8 protein-coding genes are annotated in these 7,457 nt (G+C 40.9%); 3 read left to right on the forward strand and 5 right to left on the reverse strand.

Annotation, left to right across the window (positions count from 1 at the left end):
• Positions 1-12: 12 nt before the first annotated feature.
• Together ACOAOT_RS23400 and aroF are read left to right on the forward strand one after the other, a co-directional pair.
• A complete protein-coding gene (locus tag ACOAOT_RS23400) occupies positions 13-291 on the forward strand; it encodes an acyl carrier protein (protein ID WP_420219141.1) in 279 nt (92 codons plus the stop codon).
• Positions 254-1,099 (forward strand): 3-deoxy-7-phosphoheptulonate synthase, encoded by an 846-nt coding sequence (gene aroF, locus ACOAOT_RS23405; RefSeq protein ID WP_420219142.1) that lies wholly within the window; start codon positions 254-256, stop codon positions 1,097-1,099. Before ACOAOT_RS23400 ends, aroF begins: the two co-directional genes overlap by 38 nt.
• 86 nt (positions 1,100-1,185) lie before the next feature.
• Here aroF and phoU read toward each other — a convergent pair whose 3' ends face one another.
• The 5 genes from phoU to ACOAOT_RS23430 form a co-directional block, all read right to left on the reverse strand.
• Entirely contained in the window at positions 1,186-1,848 is a 663-nt protein-coding gene (phoU, locus tag ACOAOT_RS23410; protein ID WP_170821824.1) for a phosphate signaling complex protein PhoU, read from the reverse strand.
• A gap of 32 nt (positions 1,849-1,880) precedes the next feature.
• The gene (gene pstB / locus ACOAOT_RS23415) at positions 1,881-2,645 is read right to left on the reverse strand and encodes a phosphate ABC transporter ATP-binding protein PstB (protein WP_420219143.1); all 765 of its coding nucleotides are present in this window, start codon (positions 2,643-2,645) and stop codon (positions 1,881-1,883) included.
• Positions 2,642-3,550: a phosphate ABC transporter permease PstA gene (gene pstA, locus ACOAOT_RS23420; RefSeq protein ID WP_420219144.1), complete on the reverse strand. Its 909-nt coding sequence runs from the start codon at positions 3,548-3,550 to the stop codon at positions 2,642-2,644. The genes pstB and pstA overlap by 4 nt, the downstream gene beginning before the upstream one ends.
• Positions 3,540-4,478 (reverse strand): phosphate ABC transporter permease subunit PstC, encoded by a 939-nt coding sequence (gene pstC, locus ACOAOT_RS23425; protein ID WP_420219145.1) that lies wholly within the window; start codon positions 4,476-4,478, stop codon positions 3,540-3,542. Before pstC ends, pstA begins: the two co-directional genes overlap by 11 nt.
• Positions 4,479-4,554: 76 nt before the next feature.
• Positions 4,555-5,490: a phosphate ABC transporter substrate-binding protein gene (locus tag ACOAOT_RS23430; protein WP_420219146.1), complete on the reverse strand. Its 936-nt coding sequence runs from the start codon at positions 5,488-5,490 to the stop codon at positions 4,555-4,557.
• A gap of 387 nt (positions 5,491-5,877) precedes the next feature.
• On the opposite strand from ACOAOT_RS23430, the gene ACOAOT_RS23435 reads away from it, so the two are divergent.
• Complete coding sequence (locus ACOAOT_RS23435; RefSeq protein WP_420219147.1) at positions 5,878-7,392, forward strand: IS1096 element passenger TnpR family protein; 1,515 nt, start codon at positions 5,878-5,880, stop codon at positions 7,390-7,392.
• The last annotated feature ends 65 nt before the right edge of the window (positions 7,393-7,457 follow it).

Raw genomic sequence — 7,457 nt, forward strand, 5'->3', positions numbered from 1 at the left:
GAGGGTATAAAAATGACAGCAAGAGATTTTATTTTAAAGGAACTTCAAAGAAAATATACACTGGATAAAGAAACCGACATTGAGTCATTTAACTACCTGGAAAGTGGTTATATAGACTCAATTGGTATGATACAGTTTCTTGTAAGTCTGGAAGAAGCGTATGATATTGAGTTTACAGATGCTGAAATCGCTGATCCTTCGTTTAAGATTGTTGGTCAGCTGGCCCAGTTAGTTGAAAGAAAAGTGATGGAAAATGAAAGATCTAAAGCTGGTAATGGCAAAGAATCATGACATAATTACTCCAAAGACCGAAATAAAGATAGGTAATATTACCGTTGGAAGAGATTTTCTTGTCATCGCAGGACCCTGCAGCGTGGAATCGGAGGAACAGATTATGAAAGCTGCCAGATCTGTAAAAGAAGCAGGGGCCAACATGCTTCGGGGCGGAACCTATAAACCCAGAACATCTCCATATTCCTTTCAGGGACTTGGCAGGATTGGTCTGCAGTATTTAAGCAAGGCAGGACTTGAAACAGGCCTTCCTATTATTACTGAAGTCGCAGACACAAGAGATGTCTATCTGATTGGCGAATATGCGGATGTTCTTCAGATCGGCACAAGAAATATGCAGAATTATTCATTGCTGGTCGAAGTAGGTAAGATAAAGAAACCGGTCCTGCTAAAACGGGGAATGAATGCCACAATAGAAGAATGGCTAAACAGCGCTGAGTATATTATGAATGCTGGAAACCCAGATGTGATTTTATGTGAGAGGGGAATCCGGACGTTTGAGACCTATACCAGAAACACTCTTGATTTAAGTGCCGTCGCCGTTGTAAAAGGTCTGAGCCACCTGCCTGTAGTGGTAGATCCATCCCATGCCACCGGCAGAGCGGATTTGATTTTACCCATGTCTTTAAGCGCGGTTATGGCTGGCTGTGATGGTCTTGAAATAGAAGTACACCCTTCCCCGGCGGAAGCATTAAGCGATAAGGAACAGCAGCTTACACCAGGGCAGTTTAAAACACTGATGGCAGTTGTAAATAAAACGCTGGCTTTTAAAGAAGAGCTGAACAGAAATGAAAATACCATCATCTGAATGGGAATTTGTCAAACGATACAGAAAAATGCCGCTCAACAGTCATACTGCAGCTGTTTTGCGGCATTTTTGTATTGTATAATGCTTTATAAGATCCGTACATTCTTCAAAGCGCCTGTTTTTGCAAATTCTGTCCATTCGCATACATTTACAGCATGATCACCGATTCGCTCCAGGTATTTGGCAATCATCAGCAAATCAATACACTGGTCAATATGCTCAGTGGACTGTTTTAATAAGTCTACCACATCAACCTTTACCTTACCAAACAGTTCATCCACCACATCATCCTGCTTCTCAATTTCTTTAGCAGTACTTAAATCCTGTTTAATAAATGCCTCAATGGAACATCTTACCATCTCTCTGGCAGCAGTTGCCATGGAAGGGATATGGCGAACTACATGATAGACATGCTCCCCTTTAATGCGAAGGATCAGTTCAGCGATATCAGATGCATGATCCCCGATTCGCTCTAAGTCCGTAACAACCTTTAAAGCACTGGAAACCACTCTTAAATCTCCGGCCACCGGCTGTTGACGAAGAATAAGAGAGAGGCAGCGTGCTTCTATGGAACGTTCCAGATCATTAATGGTACGGTCACCCTTTATAATATCCTCCGCTTTTTCAAAGTCCTGATCTTCAAAGGCGATAAAACACTGTTCGATGGAATTTTCCACCAGACGTCCCATTTCCTTAATGTCATCATTTAAAAGATTTAATTCATGCTCATAATTCACTCTTGTTGTCATAGTTATTTCTCCTTTATTCGTTTAATCATAAATCAGCCAAAACGGCCAGTGATATAATCCTCTGTCCTGGAATCTTTGGGAGCAGTAAACAGCTCGGTAGTCGGAGCATATTCCACAACTTCACCTACCAGAAAGAAAGCGGTGTGATCAGCAATACGGGTTGCCTGCTGCATGTTATGAGTTACAATTGCAACTGTATATTTTTCCTTTAACTCATCCATTAAATCCTCAATTTTCAACGTGGAAATAGGATCAAGGGCTGAAGTGGGTTCATCCATTAAAAGAACTTCAGGTTCCACAGCTAAGGCTCTGGCGATGCAGAGACGTTGCTGCTGGCCGCCGGAAAGACCAAGTGCGGATTTTTTTAAACGACCGGATACTTCCTCCCAAAGTGCAGCACCTTTCAGGCTTTTTTCCACAATCTCATCAAGCTCAGATTTATTCTTGATGCCATGAATTCTGGGACCATAAGCCACATTATCGTAGATACTCATGGGAAAAGGATTGGGCTGTTGGAATACCATACCGATTTTTTTGCGCAGCAGTGTAGTGTCAACTCTTGAGTCGTAGATGTTTTCTCCGTCTAAGAGTACTTCGCCTTCAATTTTAACACCTGGGACCAAATCATTCATGCGGTTTAAGGTTTTTAAGTAAGTAGATTTGCCACAACCAGATGGTCCGATAAATGCGGTGATTTTATTTGTATAAAGTTCCATATTCACGTCTTTTAAAGCGTGATTGGTTCCATAGTATAAATTTAATTGGTTGGTTGATATTTTAATTGTATTTGTATTCACGATTCTTTCGCCTCCGTGTTGAATTTATGGGACAGATATTTGGCAAGACCGTTTATTGCAAGTACGATAACAAGTAGTACCACAGCAATTCCAAAGGCCTCGTCATATTTTGCTTTCTGCATGCAAAGATAAAGCTGAATGGTCAGTGTTCCGCCGGATTCAAATATCTTACCAAGGAAACTTCTAGGAAGAATATAACCGCTGCCCGCTGTAAAAAGCAAAGCTGCTGATTCACCCACAATTCGTCCGATTGCCAGAATAATACCTGTTACAATACCAGGCATTGCGCTGGGAAGCAAAATAGTGCGGATCATATACCATTTCGTTGCACCAATTCCCAATGCGCCGGAGCGGTAACTTTCTGGAACTGTTTTTAAAGCTTCCTGTGTGGTTCGTGTAATAAGCGGAAGAACCATAATGGATAAGGTCAGGGCGCCGGTCAGTATGGAATAACCAAGTCCTAACGTAGTACCAAAGAATACATACCCAAAAAGACCAAATATAATAGAAGGAATACCGGATAATGTTTCTGTGGTAAACTCGATAATACGAACTACTTTACCGCCTTTTGCGTATTCGTTTAAATAAATGGCGGAGCCAACACCAAGAGGAGTGGCGATAACCAGCGTGATTGCTACCACGTACAATGTATTGACTATATTACCCAGAATACCAAAGGTTCCTTTAATGGTGCTTGGTACTGTAGTTAAAAATGCAACATTTATCCGTGGAACACCTCTTACAAACACATATCCCATAATGCCGATAAGGATAAAAATTGATATCAGGGCGCATAAATAAATAAGTATTGTCAGAAGGGAGTCTGAAACTCTTTTCTTACCATTATAAATACTATTTACAATAATGGAATCCCTATGAACAGGTATTGTGAGATCATTTGTCATTTTTATCCGCTCCTTTCTTTAAAAGGCCATTGAGAATTACGTTTATCATCATAATGAAGACAAACAGGACAAGCCCGATGGTAAACAGAACCTGCTTATGAAGACCGGAGGCATAGGACATTTCTGATACAATGGCTGTAGTCAGGAAGCGGACGGAATGGAAGGGCAGCGGAAAGTTTACAGAGCTTCCTGATACCAGACTAATTGCCATAGCTTCACCGATCGCTCTGCCGGTTCCCAGAACTATGGCAGTTATGATGCCCGATTTTGCAGCAGGAATCACCACATGGAAGATGGTCTGAATCTTTGTTGCACCCAATGCCAGGGAGGCACTTCTAAAATGCTGTGGAACAGAGCGGAGGGCAGTTTCGCTGATATTAATTACAGTTGGAAGAATCATAAGGGCGAGAACCAGTACCGCTGAGATTAAATTAGCTCCGCCTGTAAACTGATGGGTGGAAGAGCCTTTAAAAATCTTCAGTTCCAGATCGTACATAATCGGATTCAATATAAGAATTCCTAAAAGACCATAAATAACAGATGGAATTCCAGCTAAAAGTTCAACTGCAGGACGGACGATATCAGCCAGTTTCTGAGGGGCTACCTCTGCCAGAAACACCGATGTCATAACACCGATGGGAACGCCGATTAAGATAGCAAGAGCAGTACCAACAATTGAAGTTAAAATAACATATAGAATGCCAAAGCTGGGTACGGCCGCATCTGGTTTCCAGACAGAACCAAATAAAATATCCAGAATTCCCACTTTAAACAAAGCAGGGGTGCCGCTTGTTAACATATAAATACTAATTGACGCCACAGCCAAAACAGCAAAGAAGCCGCAGATGGTAAATATCACTTCTGCAGCATGTTCAATACCAGATTTACTTCCGTGACCGCCAAATATGGAATAAGACTTTGGTTGCATATAATGGCTCCTTTCGTGAGATGGGGACGTAGCTTAAGCATTCAGCTGCGTCCCCATGTAGTGCTTCCTGTTCCGATTAGTTAGCTGGGATTAAACCAACAGATTTTACTAATTCTTTTCCTTCATCAGAATGGATATAATCAAATAATGCTTTCACATTGTCGTTCTGCTTGGAGATATCGCCTTTGGTTGCCATAACAAACGGACGGCTTAAGAAGTAGGAACCTGCCTTAATGTTCTCTGGTGTAGGATCTGTATTCTCCAGCTTTAATGTTTTTACAGTTTTGTCAAGTACATCAAGAGAAACGTAGCCAATGGAGCCTGGAGTAGATGCTACCTTTGCCATTACTGCACCAGTACTGTCAAGTTCGTTGCTGTATTTACATTTGTCTTCCAGCTTTAATAACTCTTCAAATGCACTTCTTGTACCAGAACCAGATTCACGTCCAATGACTACAATAGGCTGATCAGCTCCGCCTAAATCTTTCCAGCTGGTGGTAGTTCCATTATAAATGGCAATCAGCTGATCCTTTGTCAGATTTTCAACTTTGTTAGAAGGATCGGTTACTACTGCAATACCATCAATTGCTACTATATTTTCAACAATTCCTTTAGATTTTTCTTCATCTTTTAAATTACGGGAAGCATTTCCGATATCAGCAGCACCGTTGGTAACCGCTTCAATTCCTGCTCCAGAACCAACAAACTCAGCCTGTACAGTAACACCAGGATATTTTTCCATAAATACTTCACTTAAAGCAGTTGCAAGCTTCTCCATTGAGGTAGAACCAACCATGCTGATGGAACCCTTTAAATCTGCAGTGGCCTTTGCTGTTGTTGTTGCAGCGGCAGCAGTAGTAGTAGTTGTCTGGGTTGTACCTGCAGTTGTTTCAGCTGCTTTTGTTCCAGCTGCTGTTGTCTCGGTCGTGCTATTTCCGCATCCGGCTAATGCTCCCATTGTTAATACAGCCATACCAGCTGCTGCAAGTATTTTAATTAAATTTTTTTTCATAATCACTATCTCCTCTTTTCATTTTAAATTGCTTTCGCTTACATGTTGGAGTATAGCAGTCGGTTCTTTTTTCTGAAATCATATTTTGGTATAGAGTCTGTAAAGCTTGTGTAAAACACGGAAACTGGTGTATAATTCTTCTAAAATCAGTATCTGCATAAAAGTAGTTTAGATTCATAATCTTTTCTTTCCTGACCGGTAAAAACGAAAAAATCCGCCAAATTACGGAAAAATCCCTTTATTCTTTATAAAAATGACTGGATGGACTGGACAGAATGGGAGCAAATGTGGTAAATTGTTACGTGCATTTTATTATGGATATAACAAAAGATGGTTCCGTAATTTTTAAGAACGGATACAGAGGATACGAGAATGGAGGACGTTTTCATGGGAGCATATCAACTGAAAATCACGATCAAAGGAAGCAAGCCGCCGATCTGGAGAAGGATTCTGGTACCGCAAGGAGTAACGTTTGAAACACTTCACAATACGATTCAGGCGTCATTTTGCTTGTCTGGCCAAATACCGTATCAATTTGAATTTCGTTCAGAGAAAATACGGGTAGCCTCAGATAATATAGAACAGACGGGAAACTATCAGTATCTTCCAACAGCCCAAGCCATTAACGATCAGATAGGAAAGGATTCCAAATTTACATATGTGTCTTATGGCACCAGTAACTTGGAATTTACAATTCAGACTGAAGACTATTTAGATGAGTGTCAGGAGACATCAGCCAGAGTCATTAAATATAAAGGTGAAGGTTTATCTGATAATGAAATGGAATACGATATGGCGGCAGTGAACTTGCGTCTGGAGCAGATGGCAGACGGATCTGAGCCAATCATCATTTCTGATATCTTTGACTGCTACGATAAAAACAGTATACTGGAAATAGCAAAAAGACATCATATGACTGGAACCAGTAAGTTAAACAAGGAAGAATTGGTTCACAAGACCATTTCTTACATATTAAATGAAAAAATAATGAAGCCTTATTTTCTTTGTGTTCGCGATTGTGAAATGAATGCATTTGAGAAGCTAATATCCGGCTGTACAAAGCTGGGCTTATTGGAAGAACAAAATTTGGAATATCTTTATGCAGGAGGATATATAACTTCGGGAGCAGACCGCAGTTTTCTGGTCGCAGAGGAAGTTGTAAAAGCATACGAAGCACTGAATACTGTCAAGTTCCAGGAAGAGCGTACCCGCATAAGCAGAATCGGAGACTATATCTGTGCTGCCAATTCCCTGTATGCCATAACTCCTCCATCTGTCCTTCTGGAAACATTTAATAAATATGAAGAAAAGAAGCTGACCTTGGAGGAACTTTTAAACGCATACGAATCTTTAAGACCATATCGCTTAATGGTAACTTATATCGATGGAAATTTTGTAGATGCAGCCCTGGCAGAGCAAAAAAGTTATACCGATCTTTTGCGTACCCAGAGGAAAGTTCCTTATTATATTCCTACTCAGCTGGAAATTCGCTATATGGCGGATAATTCCGGATTTTTAATGGGTGGCGAATTAAGCAGGCTGAGTGAATTCCTGATCTCTGAATTAAGTGTTCCGGATGACATGATACCTCTGATACTCCGCCAGGTTCAGGCTGAGATCAGTATGGGCGGACAACTTCAGGAAGTTGTTAACGATTTAGAGGCAGCGGGAATACTCATGGGTTCACCCGAACATATGGAGAAGCTTGCTGTAATTGTAACTGATATCTGGAACAATACCCGGATGGTGCTAAACAGGGGTCATAAACCTTATGAGATGGTAATGAAAGGTTATAATGAAGTGAGCGTTCAAAGGAAGAATCTTCAGAAGATCTATCCAAATGATGCCTGTCCCTGCAATAGCGGTAAGAAATACAAGAAATGCTGCGGCAAAAATGCCTGATCTTATAGTTGGTAAAAAAGGAGCTCATCTGTAACTGGAGATGAGCTCCTTTTTTTGTCGCGAAT

This window comes from Lacrimispora struthionigena (genome assembly GCF_048627165.1).
Lineage (GTDB): Bacteria > Bacillota > Clostridia > Lachnospirales > Lachnospiraceae > Lacrimispora.